We start from the raw sequence: 18,550 nt of genomic DNA on the forward strand, positions 1-18,550 counted from the left end.
CGCCATCGACGGCACACAAACGGGGCGGATGTTCTGACCCAGAAAAACCGGGTTGCTTTTGATACTCGTGGCGGAACGATGGATCAATCGTGAGTGAGGACGCACCACTCTCTGACATCCTCGCCCTACTCGACGACGAGTACGCCCGCGCGATCCTCACCGAAACGAGCGTCGAACCCATGTCCGCCAGCACTCTGAGCGACCGCTGTGATGCTTCCCTCCCGACGATTTACCGCCGACTCGATCGGCTTCGGGAGTGTGGACTCATCAGCGAACAGACCGAACTCGCACCGGACGGCAACCACTACAGCGTCTACGAGGCCAGCCTGGAACGACTCGAACTCACCCTCGAGGACGGCACGCTCTCGCTCGAGGTCACACGGCGGGAGGAAGACGTTGCCGACAAGTTCACCCGCCTCTGGGAGGGGATGCGATGACCGACGTCGTTCGTCTCGATCAGGCGTCGATGTTCGAACTGGCGACGGTGGTGAGTCTGTTGCTCGTGGCCGTCGTCGGGACGATCATCGCGATTCAGGCATACCGGGGCTATCGCCGAAACGACAGCGATCCGATGCTGTACCTGGCGATTGGATTGGCATTTCTGACGCTCGGTCCGTTCGTGATCAACGTCACGTTATCGTCCGTTGGCGGCGTCGATCAGACCGTTACGGTGTTTCTCGAGAACGTGAGTCGGCTGATCGGACTCGTTTCGATCACGTATTCGCTGTACGGGGCTGGCTGAGGAAGCCGCATTCGAGGGTGAGCGGCTGGGGGTGGTTCGACGGCGATATACTGATTCTGGGTGGAACGACTATATTGACTTAAAGAGAAGTTGGTTTTTTCTCAACGTGAATCTGCTTGCGGGTATTGATATATAACGGGCCAGTACCACCAGGTGCAGGACGTCACCGGCACCGCTGTACGATCCGGATCGGCCCTCCACTGCATCCACCTCACCCGTCGCACGTGCCTCTGACATCACGTCGACTGACCGACCGATCCGGTTTCAGTGAGACTGGTGGCTGACGACGCCGTCGACCGCCGATCGAGCGTTCGCGCCATCCGTCCGTTGCCGTGACGAACCCACCTATTCCTGCACGGTGAATTGATGCCAGTTGCAACTGACGTTTTTATCCCATATAGAAATGCTTAGGATAGTGAATAATAGAATGCGTAATTATGAGACGGGGCCGTGCAGGAATGCTGTTGGTGGGGGTAACGATCATGGTAGTAATGGCCGGGTGTACGGCAGTTCTCCCGGGGGAGGGACAACCCGATGGAGGGACTCTCCTCGAGGACGCGCTCGATTCGGCCGACGACACCCCAACCGTCGTCGGTGAGCGAACGGTCACGTTCGACGGAAGCGAGACCACCCACACGACTCGAGAACGTGTCTGGGAACGACAACCGACGGCGACACGGTCGGAAGTCATCTCCATTGAGGGCTTCGACGGCGGATACACGAACGACCTCATCGTTCGAAATGGGTCGACGGTCTGGCTGGCCGACACGGAGACCGGTGAGGTCACGAGCCACGACCTGGAATCGAACCACACCGGTCTGTCATTCGACGACCGACTCGAGCGCTACGAAGTTACCTACGAAGGAACCGATACCGTCGCGAATCGATCGGCACACGTCGTCTCCGTCGAACCTCGCGAGGAAGCGATCGAACAGGGAGTTGGGTTCCTGGTCGGCGATACCCACTATCTGTATCCGCTCGAGACGAGCCCATACCCCGAAACGGACGTCCGGGAACAGACGCTCTGGCTCGACGAGGAGTTCGGCTATCCACTCAAGGTCGAACAGACGTATACGGACATCGACGGAACGACTCTCGAGGTGACAGTCTCCTACGACTCGATCACCTTCGGTGCTGACCTCGAGGATGATCTTTTCGACCCGCCAGTACCCGAAGATGCTGAATCTGATGGGAGTGAGACTGACGAGAACGATACCGGAGAAACGGAGAACGACTCGGGTACAGAACCCGAAACCGAATACGTCGAGTTCGACTCACGTGAGGAAGCCGCGTCCTATCTCTCCTTCGACGTACCGTCGGTTACGTTCCCGGCGGCGTACGAACGGCAGAGTATCGCCGCCGACACCTGGGACGGCGTCCAGACCTACCACGAGGAGTATCTAATCGGTGACGACATGTTCTGGTTCAGCGTTTCGGAAGGCGACTTACATCCGGAGGATCCCGACTGCGAGGGAGTCAGCGAACTCGAGGCGAGCGTGACCACCGTCTACGAGACGACGCTGGTAACCTGGACGTGTGGGGAGCTGACGTACGAGGTGAGTAGTTCGATCGACGAGGACGACCTGCTCGAGCAGGCAGAACGGATCGGGTGTCAGTGACGGGTGTGGCGGACTACGGTAGCCGTTCTCGAGGGAACGACGATAGGCCGTTGTCGATGGAATACCGACAATCGTTGACTGGAAATCACCGACAGCAACTGAGCTGCGGACAACGAAAGCCGCGGCTACCGGGCGTCAGCGGTACGGAGAAATGGATGGGGTGGCGTTAGCCGTGGATTCCCATCGCTTCGATCTGCTCTTGATACCGGTTGCGGATCGTCACTTCGGTCACCTGTGCGACGTCGGCGACCTCTCGCTGGGTCTTTTTCTCGTTACAGAGCAGCGACGCCGCATAGATTGCAGCGGCGGCGTAACCGGTTGGTGACTTCCCCGAGAGGAGTCCTTCTTCGGCCGTTTTCTCGATGATTTCGTTGGCCTTCGTCTGGACTTCCTCCGAGAGTTCGAGTTCGGAGCAGAATCGAGGGACGTACTTTTTCGGGTCGACCGGTTTCATCTCGAGGCCGAGTTCCTGTGAGATGTACCGGTACGTGCGACCGATTTCTTTGCGTTCGACGCGGGATACCTCGGAGATCTCTTCGAGGCTGCGCGGGATGCCTTCCTTTCGACAGGCAGCATACAGTGCCGACGTGGCGACCCCTTCGATCGATCGGCCACGAATGAGGTCTTCTTTGAGCGCTCGTCGATAGATGACCGAGGCGACCTCACGAACGGATCGTGGGACGCCGAGTGCCGAAGCCATCCGATCGATCTCAGAGAGCGCAAACTGCAGGTTTCGTTCGCCGGCATCTTTGGTTCGGATGCGTTCTTGCCACTTGCGCAGTCGATGCATCTGACTGCGCTTTTTCGAGGAAATGGATCGACCGTAGGCATCTTTGTCCTTCCAGTCGATCGTCGTCGTTAGCCCCTTATCGTGCATCGTCTGGGTCGTCGGTGCACCGACTCGGGACTTGTTCTGTCGTTCCTGGTGGTTGAACGCCCGCCATTCAGGGCCGGGGTCGATCTGTTCTTCCTCCACGACGAGCCCACAGTCTTCACAGATGAGCTCACCCCGGTCAGAGTCCTTAACGAGATTATCCGATTCACATTCGGGACAGGCACGTACCCCCTCCTGATCTTCGGTCTCGTCCGTCTCGCGCATTCGCTCCCGCTGGCGGGTAGACCGTGTCATCGCACTTTTATAGTAGTAGCATAGGTATATATAAGTCTTTGGTAGCTATTTTCTATGTCTGACGCGGATACCCTGAATTCGGCCGCCTCGTCCGAGTTTTCGGTCGGTTTTCGATACGGAACCGCAAAGGTTTTACTCGGTCTGTTGCGACAACTGGGTCATATGCCGGTTATCGAATGTGACGTCGACGTGGCCCGCGAACTACTCGAGGACGCGGGTGTGACGGTCGAGGATGGAAACACCCAACACGAGCGCTGGCGGGCGTCTCGTGGGGGTGCAACGGCCGTTGGCTACGAGAGTAAGGTCGTCGTACAGGGGTCAAATCCCCGTGATCTCGAGGCGGTTATTCGCGACGGTGGAGGGCGAGCACACGTCTACTTCGACGGTGGCGCGCGCGGCAATCCCGGCCCCGCTGGCATCGGCTGGGTGATCGTCACGAGCGAGGGAATCGTCGCCGAGGGAAGCGATACGATCGGTCACGCGACGAACAATCAGGCCGAGTACGAGGCGTTAATCGCCGCTCTCGAGGCTGCTCGGGACTATGGCTACGACGAAGTGCACGTCCGTGGGGACTCCGAGTTGATCGTCAAACAGGTGCGAGGGGAGTACAACACGAACAATCCCGAACTCAGAGAGCGGCGAGTCACCGTTCACGAACTGCTCTCGGCGTTCGACGAGTGGACGCTCGAGCACATCCCGCGAGACGTCAACGAGCGGGCTGACGAGCTGGCGAACGAAGCGATGGATCGGAGTTAAACAGAGCTCTCGACGGACGTAGTTTCCAACGACTTCTATAGCCTCGACTTCGTTGTCTCGTGACGAATGACTGATCACGACGCCCACGGCGGTGAACCCACTGTCGAGAGTGCCGACGAAGCCGCCCACAACGAACTCCCGGCAAGGATCATCGAGGAAGCCGAGCGGCTTCGCCGACTCGAGCGAAACGCAATTGACGAGGGCGAGCAAGTGGCCTACGCCGACCGCCGAGAGGCGATGCTCGAGGAGTACGGGTTCACGGATCACGTTCGACTCGACGACGCCAACGAAGTACTCGTGTTACACCCCGTGGAGTGGCACGATCCCGAGGAAGGTGTCATCCGAACGGATCGAATCGAGGATCTCTCGCGTGCGATCGAAATCCCCCTCGAGGGTTCCGGCGATCCCGACGACTGGGACACCGTCGACGAACAAAATCGGGCGCTCGCGGCTGCGGTCCGCGAGGAACACGGCGACGTTCACGGCGATACGGCCGACGCGCTCGCCGATTTCATGGGGAATCACTACGCCAAGCCAATCCCCTCGGCCTCGACCGCCGAACTCGAGGAGTTCTGTACGGAGTACTTCGTTCGAAACGCCTGGCCCTCGAGCGAACAGCGCGCGTGTCTGGATGACTCTCTCGAGCGTATCTTCGAGACGGCCGAGAAACCGGTGCCCGAATTCCGGTCTGAACCGTCTCTGTGATGTCAGAACGGGTGTCGTTCGGTTAGTAGCTGTTCTCGACGATTTCGGCGATCTCGTCCGCACGGTCGTCGCCCGTGACGACCTTCGAGAGCGTCCACTGGATGCCGTCGAGGACAGCGTCGTAGCCTTCCTCGGTCAGTTCGTACTGGTTCGTCCGCTTGTCGAGTTCGCTCTTTTCGACCAGACCGAGGTCGACGAGTTCGTCGAGGTTGGGGTACAGCCGACCGTGGTTGACCTCCGTCCCGTAATACTCCTCGAGCTCGCGCTTGATGGCGAGCCCGTACATCGGTTCCTTCGCGAGGATAACGAGAATGTTCGTTTGAAACGCGGTGAGTTCGCGTGCGATACTCTGTTCGCCGGTGATTGCTTGTGCCTCTGACATAGTCGTGCAAATGTCACCAAGATATTTAAGAGTTACCAACTATTCGATTTACGGAAGAGATCTGGTGGGTAGATCGCCCGATAGCGGCCGTATTCGTTACGAATGTGGATCTGACACACACCTGATCTCGAGTGAGTATCCGGGCGGATTACGAAAGTACTTTTTGATCGACCGCAGACGTGACGTGTATGGTTAATCTCTGGGAAGACCTCGAGACCGGACCGAACGCACCGGAAACGATCTACGCCGTCGTCGAGTGTCTCAAAGGCGAGCGCAACAAGTACGAGTACGACAAGGACGTTCCGGGCGTCGTCCTCGACCGGGTACTCCACTCGAACGTTCACTACCCCTCTGACTACGGATTTATTCCGCAAAGCTACTACGACGACGAGGATCCGTTCGACGTCCTCGTTCTCGTCGAAGATCAGACGTTCCCCGGCTGTGTCATCGAGGCCCGTCCAGTCGCACTGATGAAGATGGACGACGACGGCGAACAGGACGACAAGGTCATCGCCGTCCCGGAGGAGGATCCACGTTTCGATCACATCCAGGATCTCGAGGACATTCCACAGCAGACCCGTGACGAGATCGACGAGTTCTTCGCGACCTACAAGAACCTCGAGAAGGGGAAGGAAGTCGAAACGCTGGGCTGGGAGGACAAACAGGCCGCCCACGACGCGATCGAACACGCCCAGGAGTTGTACGAAGCGCACTTCGGCTGACCCTATATTCGGGTTCAGTTGGTGCCTTTTTGAGTTGCTTGGCGCTGTGTCATCCCGGTGTGATACCCTCGAGTTATCACGATGGGTCGACACCATGCATTATGAGCATGGGTAATTTTATTGGGGTTGTCGCCGTATCTCTTACCGAGATGGCAACCAACCAGGACACGACCCACGGCCAGCAACTGACCGCCGACAGACGGCCGTCCGGAACCGGGATGGCGCACCTGACAGTTGTGCCGACGAATTTCGATCCTGACGAGTCTCAAACTGACCGAGACTGAGACTGCGTATCTCCAGTCGATCTGACCGCCACCGTATCGATTCTCGATCGAGCAACGTGTGTCGGTCGAGTAACGTGTGGGCACCGTCTATCGTTCTCGAAAACAGTGTCTCGAGACGAACCTTCTTGTAGCCGGTCGGGCTAGAAGCAGCCATGGGTTTGTTCGACCGATTGCGTGGCGATGGGAACCCGCGCGTCGCGTTCATCGGGATCGACGGAGTGCCGTACAGTCTTCTCAAGGACAACCGCGATAGATTCCCCAATTTCGCCGCCCTCGCAGATGAGGGGACGGCCAGCGAAATCTCGAGTATCGTCCCGCCGGAGTCGAGCGCCTGCTGGCCTGCCCTCACCACCGGAGTTAACCCTGGTGAAACCGGTGTGTATGGCTTTCAGGATCGAGAGGTCGGGACGTACGACACCTACGTCCCGATGGGTCGTGAGGTGCAGGCGACCCGCCTCTGGGATCGCGTCACCGAAGCCAATCGACGGGCGACCGTCCTCAACGTCCCCGTCACGTTCCCGCCACAGCGAGACGTCCAGCGAATGGTCTCGGGCTTTCTCTCTCCCGACCTCGAGAAGGCCGCCTTCCCGGACGACGTTCGGAAGTACCTCGAGTCGATCGGCTACCGTATTGACGTCAACCCGAAACTGGGTCACGAGACGGACAAAACGGCGTTCATCGAAGACGCCCACGAGACGATCGACGCCCGATTCGAGGCGTTTCGTCACTACCTCGAGGAAGACGACTGGGATCTCTTCTTCGGCGTCTTCATGACGACCGATCGGGTGAACCACTTCCTCTTCAAGGACTACGAGCGCGACGGCGAGTACAAAGACGAGTTCCTCACGTTTTACGAGAAACTCGACGACTACGTCGGTCGCATTCGAGACCTGCTCCCCGACGACGTCACGCTCATCGTCGCCTCCGATCACGGGTTCACCAGCCTCGACTACGAGGTGCACTTCAACGAGTGGCTCCGGGAGGAAGGCTGGCTCAGCTTCGACACCGACAGCCCCGAGGAACTCAACGACATCGCCGACGAGACGAGAGCCTACTCGTTCATCCCCGGGCGGTTCTATCTCAACCTCGAGGGGCGCGAACCCCGTGGCTCGGTCGCCGAAGAGGACTACGACGACGTCCGAGACGAACTGAAGGCCATGCTCGAGGGATTCGAGAGTCCCGACGGCGAACCGGTCGTCGACCGCGTCGTCGAGAAGGAGACGGCGTTCCGTGGCGAGCATGACGATATCGCGCCTGACCTGGTCGCCATTCCGAACAAGGGCTTCGATTTCAAATCCGGGTTCAAAGCCGACAACGATATCTTCACGACTGGCCCGCGAAACGGGATGCACAGCTTCGACGACACGAGTCTCTTTATCGACGATCCGGACGCGTCGATCGACGAGGCCGACCTCTACGACATCGCGCCGACGATCCTCGAACTGATGGACGTCGAATTCAAACGGTCGGCGTTCGACGGTGCGAGCCTGATCTGACGCCCAGGGCCGAGTCGGCCATCCGACGGGCGGATCGGTTTCGATTGCGTTTTGAGGTTCCTCACGTTCACTCGAGTATGAGCGACGACGAGGCTAGCGGTTATGACGAGCAGACCACTGGCGACGAGGAACTGACCGAAGTGATCCACGCACGCGGTCACGAGCACGTCTCTGCCCAGCACGCGAGCACGTTCGAGGTGACGACCGACGACTACCTGACGCCGGCCGGCGACTGCATTCTCGCGATCGAAGCCGACCGTGTCCCCGCAGACTTCGACCCGGCGTTCGTCGAGGCGTGTCGGGACGAAGACGCGACGATCACCGTCACCGTCGAAGCGGACGGGCACAGCGACACCGTCACGGGACGTGGCGACCCCAACCTCGAGTTTACGAACGACCGAAGTGCGGTCGGCCGCACGAGCGAGTACGTCGACGATCGAACGATCCTGCTCGAGGCCGATTTCGCCGCCGAGGGATTCGATCGGAAACTGGTCGCGGCGCTGGGGGACGGGGCTGCGGTGACCGTTACAGTGTCGGTTACTATCACGTAATCGTCCTCGAGAACCGCAGATCGTGTACGAATCGGTTCCACCGTGCATCGATCGCGGCACCTCTCGAACCGTGACTGTGATGAAAATGAGTGATTAGGTGAAACGACCAGCGAACATCGATGAGTTAGAAGTCGAGCGCCGTTCGGTACCGTCGTCGATGACACCGGTCAATACGTGGCTTCTCGATCACAACGATTGGCTCGAAGCGTTGAACCGGTGATTACCGACTGGAACGATTGCGGCCAGCTATCCATTTTTGAGTTGACAGTATGGTGGAGACATGACAGACAAACACGTACCACTACAGTCGCCGACGCTGGACGGCACCAGTCGCCGGCTGTTTCTCAAGCTCACGGGCGCGGCTGGCGTGATGGCTGGCCTCGGCGGCCTGGCAACCGCCCAGGAGGAGACGGCGATCGAACTGGGCGGCGTCACTTCCGGCTGGGAAGGGAGAGCACCCCCCGAGATCGAGGGCGAAACGAATCCGACGTTGTCCCTCGAGCCGGGTGAAACGTATACCATCACCTGGGAGAACGTCGACGGCCTCCCCCACGACATCATCATCCTCGACGCAGAGGGCGAAGAAATCGTCGGCACGGAGATCATGGACGACCAGGGCGAAACCCAGACCCTCGAGTTCGAAGCGACCGAGGAGATGTCGGAGTACTACTGTTCGGTACATCCGACGACGATGCGCGGTGACATTCAGATCGGTGACGCCGAGGACGACGAGGCGGAAGACGAGGCGGCTGACGAGGAGACCGACGTCGTCGGCGAGGGGCCGACGGTCGGTCTCGAGCGCGTCGCTGACGGCTTTGTCTCGCCGGTCGGCTTCGAAGTCGCACCGGGCGAGGACGACCGATACTACGTGCTCGATCAGCCTGGGCAGCTCTACGTGGTCGACGGCGACGGGGGCGACCCCCAGGAGTTCGTCGACCTCTCGGATCGGATGGTCGAGGTCGGCGACGCGACCGGCGGCGGCTTCGACGAACGTGGTCTGCTCGGTGTGGCGTTCCACCCAGACTACCAGGAGAACCGCCGGCTCTTCGTTTACTACAGCGCCCCGCTTCGCGACGAACCAGCAACCGATGACGATGATACCGACGATGAGTACGAGTCGGACGATGCTGCCGACGAAAACGGCGATGACAACGAAACCGAAGCGAACGGAGAAGATAACGAAAACGGCGAGAACGACGAGGAGGAAGGATACGACCACACCGGCGTACTCGCGGAATTCACCGCAACCGAGGACTTCGAGAGCGTCGATCCGGACTCCGAGGTGACGATCCTCGAGGTGCCTCAACCGCAATTCAACCACAACGGTGGCCCGCTGATCTTCGGACCTGACGGCTATCTGTACTGGGCGCTGGGGGACGGCGGCGGAGCAGACGACATCGGGTTCGGCCACGTCGAGGACTGGTACGATGAGAACGAGGGCGGGAACGGCCAGGACACGACGGACAACCTGCTCGGGAGTATCCTCCGGATCGACGTCGATGTGGAGGGTGAAAACGGCGAGCCGTACGGCATTCCCGAGGACAACCCGTTCGTCGACAGCGACGATGGCCTCGACGAGTACTTCGCCTGGGGGCTTCGCAACCCGTGGCGGGCCTCGTTCGACGACGAGGGCCGATTCTTCGTCGCGGACGTCGGACAGGTGCTGTTCGAGGAGGTCAACATCGTCGAAAACGGCGGTAACTACGGCTGGAACGTCAGGGAAGGTATCGAGTGTTTCAGCACGGATACGCCTGACGACCCGCCCGAAGAGTGCCCGACGACGACCCCAGAGGACGTGCGTGGCGGCGAAGAACTGATCGATCCCATTATCCACTATCCACAGCGGGTCGACGGCGAGATTCTCGGTATCGCGGTGATCGGTGGCTACGTCTACGACAACGACACCGTTCCGGAGCTACAGGATCACTACGTCTTCGGCGACTGGAGCGACGCGTTCGAAGCCCCCTCTGGGACGGTCTTTGCGTCGCCAACCGAGGAGTACGAGCCCATGGCGGGTCGAACCGAGGACGACCTGTGGGAGATCGACCGCCTTTCGGTGGCCAACGCACCGGGTGGCGAACTCCACCGGTTCATCCTCTCGTTTGGCCAGGATCACGACGGCGAACTGTACGTCCTGACGACGGCACGGTACACCGACGGGGAGACCGGTGAAGTGTTTCGAATCGTCGCCGAGGAGGACGGCGAGGAGATCGAACCACCGGAGAATCCGATCGGGGTCGACGACGAAGAGGAGGAAGACAGAGAGGAAGAAGTAGACGAGGAGGAAGTCGAAGACGAGGAGGAAGAAGCAGACGAGACGGAAGATACCGATACAGAAACGGATGAAGACGAGGAATCGAATGACGACGGCACAGAGTCGGATGAGAGCACCGAGACGGAGTCCGATACCGACACGAACGACGAAGACAGCGAATAGCCACTCGCGGCTCGAGTAACCCCCCGGAACTCACACTTTTTTCGATATACGATCGGAGTCGCGTCCGCTTCCGTCTCGAGGCACCTCACTGCATAGTCACCCCGCTCTCACGCGTTCACGGTGACGCTTTCCCGGGTTTCTCGATCGAGCCTTCGCTCAGTGAGGATACTGCCGCCGGACGAACAGGTTACTTTGAGGAAAGCTATGCGATAACGTTCGTGTTGCCTTAGAGATATTATCGGACACTGCAAGGGCCACGTATGAAAAACAGTTCAAAGCGTGGTCAAGTCGTGAACTCGTCCGCTGAATCGGTGAAGCGACGACGGTACCTCGGTCTATGTGCTACCGCCCTGACGGCTTCCCTCGCAGGATGTTCGGCGTTGACCGACCACGAGTTCGTTGCCAATCGGGTTTACCTTCCCGAGTCGAGCGCTCACGGCTACGATGAGGTGGTCGCGGAGACGATTGCGATCGAGGAACAGGAGTCGGTCGGCGGGATGAACGTGCAGGTGAGCGTGACGAATCACCTCGTCGCCTATCAGGAACTCGGTAGTGACGGCGACGACAGGGGCGGAGCGGAAGACGGGTTTTCGGATGCGTCGGCCATGCACGAACTCCTCGGATCCGAGGGCGGCGTCGCCGTCCCCGCGAACGCGATGGGGATGGCGGCGGGAGCGCCGCCGTTCGCCTCGAGCGAGGAGGAGTGGGTGGTCGATCCGAGTCAAACGGCAGTCCTCGTTCCCGAGGGATCGCCGCGCTCGGAGGAGGATTCCGTAAACGCCGAACCGGGGGTTCCGCTCGTCGTGACCTCGCGCCCCGAGCTCGAGTCGGTGCTCCCGCTACCAGACGGACAATCCAGCATCGAACTGCCGGACGCTCGAGCGGATCGGATGGAGCTTCCGGACGGACGAAGCACGGTCGGGCGGCTCGAAGAGAGTGCCTGGCCAGATTCATTCGAAGCCAAGTTGGACGGCGTGTTGTTCCCCGGTGATCACTTCTTCCCCGGCGACTCATTCATCCCTGGCGATTCCTTCGATGCGGTTCGAGTGGCGTACATCCCTGGGGATTCGTTCTTCCCGGGCGACCACTGGATCCCCGGCGACTCATTCATCCCTGGCGATTCCTTCGAACCCGAACGATGGAACGCGGAGCTGTTCTCCGCGGGGGACACAATCGAAGCCGACGTTGTCGTCGCGCCGCCGCACGTCTTCGCGCCGGCCGTCGAAGTGAACGCCCGCGCCGAACTCCCCATCGAAGAACTCGAGATCGGCCGCCTCGACGGAGCGCCGGTCGGTGCGACGCTGATCATCGGGGACAACGGAGACGTCGCGCCGATGGCGGCGTTCCCGGGCGACATGTGGTTCCCCGGCGATCACTTCACGGTCACGGAACCCGCCGTGTTGATGCCGCTCGACGAGTTCTACCCAGGTGGCATGTGGGACGAGGAACGCTATCCCGCGGGGTGGAGCGACTGGATCGGCAAAGGCTACTCTGGGGATGCGTACGACGAAGGATACGGCGTGTTCTTCCCCGGTGAAGAGGCGGTCGGACGACTCTACGATGATCGAGAGTCGGTCGGGAGGCTCTACGGCGAAGAGGCTGTCGAGCAGCTCAACGGGGAAGAGGCAGTCGGGAGACTCTACGTCGCCGAACCCGGAGCGAAGATTCCGGCTGGGCCGACCGTCATCTTTTTCCCCGGCGGCATGTGGTTCCCCGGCGGCACGTGGTTCCCTGGTGGCACGTGGCTGGAGGAGGCGTTCCCCGGCGGCATGTGGTTCCCCGGTGACACGTGGTTCCCCGGTGACATGTGGTTCCCAGGCGATTCGTACCTCGAGATGGAACTCGGAGCCGGATTCACGAGCGCCGTCGAGTTCTCCGAGGAGTTCCCTGGCGAGACGTTCATCCCCGGCGACTCCTTCACCCCGGTGGGCGCGGTTCACTACTCAATGGGAACAGACGAACTGCTGGCGGGCTACGCCGCCGCTGGTGCCGACACAGCAGGAACTCCCTGGGAAGCGATGGCGATGACCGGCGGCGACCTCTCCGACCTCGACCCGAGGGCGGGCGAGATGACCCTCGCTGGACTCTCCTCGCCGGCAGCGAGCGTGGCGGGTCAGTCGCTCAATCCAATCGCGAACATGTCGCCGTCGGAACTCCTCACCGACGGAGAGGCTCGGTCGTTGCTCGGACAGGCCGGCCTCGAGGGTGCCGACGGCAAGTGGATCCGAGGGCCCGACAGAATTCACACGGCCGAGACCCAGGTGGCCGACTTCGAGAGCCCCCACCAGGTCGAGACGTTCGCCGGGCTGACAGGGTCGGAAGACAATCCGACAGTCGTGATCACCCGAGTCGGCCTCGTCGAGAGCGATGACGACGTGGTCGTGCTCTTCTCGAGCAACGGGTGGGGTGTCGACCAGACGTCCCGCGAGTACGTCGGTGACGACGGGTACGTGACCGAAGCCGCCTTCGAGGACGATACCGAGCACGTCCTCGAGGTGTTCGGTTCGTTCGTGTACGACGGTTGACATCCCCCCGCCCTTACCAGTAGTTGCCGATTCAACGCAGTCAGCTGAGCGAAGCTGGTCGATCGAACGTCTTGGATTGTGGCGCTCCGACGATCGTTACGACACAGCGAGAAAGAGAGCGAAGAAACGCCGCTGCTGGCGGCGTTTCTGAGCGTTTCCACTCGGTGGCGGCGTTCTGACCGATCAGCTCGGTCGGACTGATTACCGCCTATCCGTAATCGGTCACAACGACGAATTCGCGGAAGAGACGCGTCGAAATCTGCGGTTTCTTTGGCACAGCACCGGCTGAGACGAGCACATTTGCGAGGATCCACAGATTGTACATCGAAACTGCGAACAGGAAGTAAAAGAGCCGCACCGAGAACGTCGGTGACGACGTTCGCGGGAGGAAGTCACCGATCTGGCGATAAGAAGTTTCAATTCCCCAGCGGCGGCGGAACGCCGCCGCGTACGCTCTCGCCGACTCTGTCTTGAGCTCGAGGTTCGTCACGAACCAGACGTGCTCGTCTTCGGTTGATCGATGTGGAACGGCAAACACGGTTACTCCGACTGAAGCGGTCGGCTTGCGTTTTCGTTGCATCCGATACTCGTCGACGACCGTCTCAGCGCCGGCGCTGAGACGGGCTTTCATCCCTTTACTCGGGCGTGCACGGACAAGATAGTCGACGTCGAGCTGTTCGAGTTCCGCAACGACGTGAACCTGGTAGAAGCCTCTGTCGAGATAGACGTGTCTAATCGAGACGTACTCTCGTGCCGTTTCGAGCAGCGAGCGAACGGCGTCGCGCTTTTCGCGGAAGCCGTTCGCCTCCAGCGCCAGCACGTCAAGCGTGAATCGCGTTCCTGGTGCGACGACACAGATCGTCGCAAAACAGTACGTTCGATTGGTTCCCTGGTCGGGATAGGTGATCAGGACGTGGTCAGTGTCAACGTCGCCGTAAAACCGCCATTCGTGAAGATCGATCGCAACATCGACACACTCGGGTAACAGACGTAATTCCCGAAGAATCTGGAAGAGATCGTCGCGGACGCCATCGAACTGGTCGTCGATGGCGTCCGCCTCCAGATTCCGGAGGTGGTAGAGCAGTGATTTTGCGAGCCCGTTGCGAGCCGTCGACGTAACGTCGACGGACTCGCCGTCATGGAGTTGGCACGTTTTCCCGGCTGTATTGGCGAACTCCTGTTCGAAGGCACCACGAGAGAGGACTTTCTGGAAGTCCTCTCTCGTATAGCTCCCACAGGGTTTGATGTCGAAATCGAGCGCTGGATAAACGACGGTAGATGCGGCGCGACAGACTTGTTTTGCTTCGGCCGTCTTGACCATAGCCACCCTACCAGCAACGCCGCAAACTAGGTTCGGCAACTACTGTGAAGGGCGAGGTTTTGCGCCTGCTCATCCCATAAATTGTTCTGTGGTTCCCCTCGAGGAATCTCCAGCACGTCCGGCATTTCGAAGAAGCGACGAACGAGAAGCAGTCGGTTCGGGTTATCGCTCGGCCTCGAGCGCCGCTCGGAGACCGTCGAGCCCGCGCTCGAGTTCATCCTGCGTTATCGATAGCGGCGGCTGTAGGCGCATGACGTTCTTGTAGAAGCCCCCGACGCCCATCACGATGCCAGCGTCGCGGAGGTGTGCGGACACGCGTTTCGCGAGCGCTGGATCAGGAGCTGGTGCGACGCCGTTCGGCCCCGTCTCGTCCGGGTCGACGAGTTCGACACCCTGCATCAGTCCGAGTCCGCGCGTCTCGCCGACGACGTCGAACACCTCCTCGAGCGCCTCGAGTTCCGCTGCCAGCCAGCCACCCCGTTCGCGAGCGTTTGCAGTGATGCCACCCTCGAGTTCCTCGATCGAGGCGAGCGCCGCCGCGCAGGCGACGGGATTCCCCCCGAACGTCGAGAGGTGGTCGCCAGACTCGAAGGAGTCTGCGATGGCCGCCGGGGCGGTGAACGCGCCGAGCGGCAGCCCGTTGGCGATTCCCTTCGCCTGGGTCAGGATATCGGGGGTGACGTCGAAGTGCTCGCAGGCAAACAGCTCACCCGTGCGCCCGTAGCCCGTCTGCACCTCGTCGGCGATGAGCAGCGCGTCGTGCCCGTGCGCGATCGATTTGACGCGCTGGAGGTAGTCAGCCGGCGGAACGACGATACCGCCTTCGCCCATCACGGGTTCGACGATAATCGCCGCGAGGTCGCCGGACGTGTGGGCGTCGATCACGCGTTCGATGTCCGCCGCGGCGCGTTCGGCGAACACCTCGTCCGAGCGATCCCGATGCGGTGACCGGTACTGGTACGGCGCCGGTGCGTGGGTAACGTCGTTGAGCGTCGGGGCCATCCCGTCCTTGTACGCGCGGTTACCGGTGAGCGCGAGGCTACCCAACGTTCGGCCGTGGAACGCCATCTCGAGGGCGATCACCTCTTTCGACCCGGTGTGCTTGCGGGCGAGCTTGACGGCGCCCTCGACGGCTTCGGTACCCGAGTTACAGAAGAAGGTCTTCTGGAGGTCGCCCGGGGTGATTTTAGCGATTCGCTCGGCCAGCTCGGCGACCGGCTCGTTCGGGTGGACGTACGAACAGCCGTGGACGAATCGCTCGAGCTGGTCTGTGGCGGCGCTCGCGACGGCCTCGTTTCCGTGGCCGACGTTGACGACCGAGATGCCCGAGAACAGGTCGAGGTACTCGTTGCCGTCGAAATCCGTGAGCGTACAGCCGGATGCCTCTCGAACCGGGACGTCGAGTGACTTCCAGATCGGCATGAGGTACTCGTCGTAGGCGGATTCGATTCTCTCGTTGTCTGATTTGGTAGCTGATGATTTTGTCATACGATGCTAATCATTAACCCACTATTGATTAACGATGATAATCAACAGTATATACCTGACGGAGATTGCCGTCACTACCCGGAACGTAGATGTGCCTTCCGTCAGCACAGTCAGCTATGAGTAGAAAACCAAAACCGGATGGCGTCAACTGGGAGTTCAAGGAGCGTGATCTCAAAATACTGCGCGAACTGGCTCGGGATCCACAGATCTCGAGTCGGGAACTCGCAGCGGTTCTCGAGGAGAAGTACGGTATCGACGTCTCTCACGTTACTGTGAGCGAGACGATCAGGCAGATGCGAGAACGGGATATCTTCCGCGAGGCAATCCTTCCGAACGAACAGTTCTACAACTTCGCGTTGTTCGAGTTCAAATTCAATCCCGAACACTTCGGCGAGCACTGGGAGGAGGCGATGGAGTACATCATGGACGACGAACACACGATGATGTACTTCATCTCGAACGGCGAGTACCAGTGGAAGACCATCATGATGTTCAGAACGCGCGAAGCGGAATCGAAGTGGATCCACGAATTCTACAAGCAGTACGGGAACGTCGTCTCGAACGTCCGCAACTCCGTCGTTCACAACCTCCTCAAGTTCCGTACCGATCCGGAGATTTTCGAACTGCTCAACGATACCTGATTACCGACCGCGGTGCAGTGCACGTTGAATCAGCAATCCGACGATCGGGACGACGATGGTTACCACGAGCACGAGCGTCGCGAGCACGTTCACCTTCGGCGTGATCGTCGTCCGCACCATCGAGTAGATCACGACCGGAACCGTCGTCGTCTCCCGCTGTACCCAGAACTGGGTCGCGGTGAACTCGCCGAACGAGATGACGAACGCCAGCACCATCGCCGTGATCAGCGCCGGGGCTATCAGCGGCAGGGTGACCTCCCGGAACGTGGTGAGTCGATCCGCACCCAGCGTCATCGCAGCGTCCTCGAGCGTCTCGTCGAACAGATAGAGTCTGCTACGGACGATCAGGAACGCGTAGGGCAACGCGATCAGCGTGTGCATCACGACCAGCCACCAGATGCTGCGGCCCCACCCGATCTCGCTGAAGAAGATCGTCGACGCGACGCCGACGATAACCGGTGGGACGATCATCGGCGTCAGCAAGGCGATCGCCAGCGCCTTCTTCATCGGGAACGGCTTCCGAACGAATCCCATCGCCGTGAGCGTTCCGATCGCGCCCGCCAGAATCGCCGCTGCGATTCCGACTTGCGTGCTCACCCAGACGGCGTTGAGGAACACGTCGTCCTCGAAGAACTCGTAGTACCAGTACAGGGTGAGACTCTCCGGCGGGAACGTCGCGATCCGCTGTGGGTTAAAGGAGTTGATGACGACGACCGCCAGCGGCAGAAACATGCTCAGGTAGACGAGTGCCGAGACGAGCTTGATCGTCGTCCAGTTCCACGAATTGCTGACCTCTCTGGCGTACTTCCGGACGCTCATAGCTGCGTTCCCTCCAGGGCTTCCTCGAGGTCGGCTCGCCTGGTGAACAGGTAGAGCGCGATTACGATCAGGCCCACGTAGATGATCGACAGCGTTGCGGCGAACGGCCAGTTGAAGTCCTGGGTGAATACCGTCTCGATGACCGGGGCGATCAGTCGATCGCCGGTTCCGCCGAGCAACTCGGGGGCGAGGTAGGCGCCCGCAGAGAGGATGAACGTGAACAGGATTCCCGACACGATCCCCGGCCAGGATAGCGGGAAGGTCACCTCCCAGAACGCCCGGGCGTCACTCGCCCCGAGCGTCTTCGCCGCCTGGATGACCTCCTCGTCGATCGTGCTGACGATGGAGTACACCGGTAACACCATGAACGGCATGATGCTCACCGCCAGCCCGAGTATCATCCCGTGCGTCGTGTACAGAATGCTGATCGGTTGACTGACGATACCGATCCAGAGGAGGAAGTCGTTGACGATACCTTCGCGTCCCAGGATCGGAATCCACGCGTAGGTTCGGATCACGAGCGGAACCCAGAACTGTACCACGACGAGACCGAGCAGAATTGGCGTCCAGCGGCTGTTGGTTCGTCCAAGGAAGTACCCGAGCGCGTAGCCGAAGGGCAACACGATCAGCGTCGTGGCCACCCCCACGAGGATCGAGCGGATGATCACCCACTGGTAGACCGTTCCGCCGGCGAAGCGCCGATAGTTCTCGAGCGTCGGTTCGTAGATGATCGTCCCGAACTCGCCGGCCCGGAAGAAGCTGAAGGCGACGATGATCGTCAGGGGGACGAACAGGAAGAACAGCACCCAGAGTAGCCCCGTCCCCGGCGAGAGGAGGTAGCCGAACCGCTCGCTCTCCATCAGTCGCTGTTTGATCGATTCCGTTCCGTCGTGACCGTCTGCGGTCGGTGTCGCTGTGTTACTACTCATTCGA

General features: G+C 60.3%; 18 protein-coding genes. 12 read left to right on the forward strand and 6 right to left on the reverse strand.

The window, feature by feature from the left end; translation table 11 throughout:
* Window positions 1-89: 89 nt before the first annotated feature.
* The 3 genes from NGM68_RS16615 (at window position 90) to NGM68_RS16625 (ending at window position 2,361) form a co-directional block, all read left to right on the forward strand.
* On the forward strand, window positions 90-437 hold the full coding sequence (locus tag NGM68_RS16615) for a winged helix-turn-helix domain-containing protein (protein WP_252699337.1): 348 nt from the start codon (window positions 90-92) through the stop codon (window positions 435-437).
* Window positions 434-742, forward strand: a complete 309-nt coding sequence (locus NGM68_RS16620; RefSeq protein ID WP_252699338.1) for a DUF7521 family protein — start codon at window positions 434-436, stop codon at window positions 740-742. Before NGM68_RS16615 ends, NGM68_RS16620 begins: the two co-directional genes overlap by 4 nt.
* 491 nt (window positions 743-1,233) lie before the next feature.
* Window positions 1,234-2,361, forward strand: coding sequence for a LolA family protein (locus tag NGM68_RS16625; RefSeq protein ID WP_252699339.1), 1,128 nt, complete (start codon window positions 1,234-1,236; stop codon window positions 2,359-2,361).
* A gap of 166 nt (window positions 2,362-2,527) precedes the next feature.
* Here NGM68_RS16625 and NGM68_RS16630 read toward each other — a convergent pair whose 3' ends face one another.
* Window positions 2,528-3,490, reverse strand: coding sequence for a transcription initiation factor IIB (locus NGM68_RS16630; RefSeq protein WP_252699340.1), 963 nt, complete (start codon window positions 3,488-3,490; stop codon window positions 2,528-2,530).
* Window positions 3,491-3,652: 162 nt separating this feature from the next.
* On the opposite strand from NGM68_RS16630, the gene rnhA reads away from it, so the two are divergent.
* Both rnhA and NGM68_RS16640 read left to right on the forward strand, forming a co-directional pair.
* Window positions 3,653-4,246 carry a ribonuclease HI gene (gene rnhA, locus NGM68_RS16635; protein WP_252699341.1) on the forward strand — a complete coding sequence of 198 codons (594 nt, stop codon included), beginning with the start codon at window positions 3,653-3,655 and terminating at the stop codon, window positions 4,244-4,246.
* Between the two features lie 66 nt (window positions 4,247-4,312).
* Window positions 4,313-4,951 carry a DUF7108 family protein gene (locus tag NGM68_RS16640; RefSeq protein ID WP_252699342.1) on the forward strand — a complete coding sequence of 213 codons (639 nt, stop codon included), beginning with the start codon at window positions 4,313-4,315 and terminating at the stop codon, window positions 4,949-4,951.
* 22 nt (window positions 4,952-4,973) lie between these two features.
* Here NGM68_RS16640 and NGM68_RS16645 read toward each other — a convergent pair whose 3' ends face one another.
* Window positions 4,974-5,333 carry a PadR family transcriptional regulator gene (locus NGM68_RS16645; protein ID WP_252699343.1) on the reverse strand — a complete coding sequence of 120 codons (360 nt, stop codon included), beginning with the start codon at window positions 5,331-5,333 and terminating at the stop codon, window positions 4,974-4,976.
* Window positions 5,334-5,521: 188 nt separating this feature from the next.
* Here NGM68_RS16645 and NGM68_RS16650 point away from each other — a divergent pair, with 188 nt between their 5' ends.
* The 6 genes from NGM68_RS16650 to NGM68_RS16670 all read left to right on the forward strand — a co-directional run bounded on the left by NGM68_RS16650 (window position 5,522) and on the right by NGM68_RS16670 (window position 13,348).
* A complete protein-coding gene (locus NGM68_RS16650; RefSeq protein WP_252699344.1) occupies window positions 5,522-6,055 on the forward strand; it encodes an inorganic diphosphatase in 534 nt (177 codons plus the stop codon).
* A gap of 149 nt (window positions 6,056-6,204) precedes the next feature.
* Window positions 6,205-6,339, forward strand: coding sequence for a hypothetical protein (locus NGM68_RS18225; RefSeq protein ID WP_256469899.1), 135 nt, complete (start codon window positions 6,205-6,207; stop codon window positions 6,337-6,339).
* 152 nt (window positions 6,340-6,491) lie between these two features.
* Entirely contained in the window at window positions 6,492-7,835 is a 1,344-nt protein-coding gene (locus tag NGM68_RS16655) for an alkaline phosphatase family protein (RefSeq protein ID WP_252699345.1), read from the forward strand.
* 131 nt (window positions 7,836-7,966) lie between these two features.
* Window positions 7,967-8,386, forward strand: a complete 420-nt coding sequence (locus NGM68_RS16660) for a DUF371 domain-containing protein (RefSeq protein WP_252701447.1) — start codon at window positions 7,967-7,969, stop codon at window positions 8,384-8,386.
* 280 nt (window positions 8,387-8,666) lie between these two features.
* Window positions 8,667-10,823, forward strand: a complete 2,157-nt coding sequence (locus tag NGM68_RS16665) for a PQQ-dependent sugar dehydrogenase (protein ID WP_252699346.1) — start codon at window positions 8,667-8,669, stop codon at window positions 10,821-10,823.
* Window positions 10,824-11,113: 290 nt separating this feature from the next.
* Window positions 11,114-13,348 (forward strand): DUF6517 family protein, encoded by a 2,235-nt coding sequence (locus NGM68_RS16670; RefSeq protein WP_252699347.1) that lies wholly within the window; start codon window positions 11,114-11,116, stop codon window positions 13,346-13,348.
* A gap of 208 nt (window positions 13,349-13,556) precedes the next feature.
* Here NGM68_RS16670 and NGM68_RS16675 read toward each other — a convergent pair whose 3' ends face one another.
* Together NGM68_RS16675 and NGM68_RS16680 are read right to left on the reverse strand one after the other, a co-directional pair.
* Window positions 13,557-14,669 carry a transposase gene (locus NGM68_RS16675; RefSeq protein ID WP_252699348.1) on the reverse strand — a complete coding sequence of 371 codons (1,113 nt, stop codon included), beginning with the start codon at window positions 14,667-14,669 and terminating at the stop codon, window positions 13,557-13,559.
* Between the two features lie 162 nt (window positions 14,670-14,831).
* A complete protein-coding gene (locus tag NGM68_RS16680) occupies window positions 14,832-16,157 on the reverse strand; it encodes an aspartate aminotransferase family protein (RefSeq protein WP_252699349.1) in 1,326 nt (441 codons plus the stop codon).
* Window positions 16,158-16,273: 116 nt separating this feature from the next.
* Between NGM68_RS16680 and NGM68_RS16685 the strand changes: the two genes are divergently transcribed.
* Complete coding sequence (locus tag NGM68_RS16685; RefSeq protein ID WP_252699350.1) at window positions 16,274-16,798, forward strand: winged helix-turn-helix domain-containing protein; 525 nt, start codon at window positions 16,274-16,276, stop codon at window positions 16,796-16,798.
* On the opposite strand, the gene NGM68_RS16690 is transcribed toward NGM68_RS16685, so the two are convergent.
* Both NGM68_RS16690 and NGM68_RS16695 read right to left on the reverse strand, forming a co-directional pair.
* On the reverse strand, window positions 16,799-17,617 hold the full coding sequence (locus NGM68_RS16690) for an ABC transporter permease (protein WP_252699351.1): 819 nt from the start codon (window positions 17,615-17,617) through the stop codon (window positions 16,799-16,801).
* Window positions 17,614-18,546, reverse strand: a complete 933-nt coding sequence (locus NGM68_RS16695) for an ABC transporter permease (RefSeq protein ID WP_252699352.1) — start codon at window positions 18,544-18,546, stop codon at window positions 17,614-17,616. The genes NGM68_RS16690 and NGM68_RS16695 overlap by 4 nt, the downstream gene beginning before the upstream one ends.
* Window positions 18,547-18,550 lie beyond the last annotated feature (4 nt).

The sequence above is a fragment of the Natronosalvus vescus genome (genome assembly GCF_023973145.1).
In the GTDB taxonomy this organism is placed as follows: Archaea; Halobacteriota; Halobacteria; order Halobacteriales; family Natrialbaceae; genus Natronosalvus; species Natronosalvus vescus.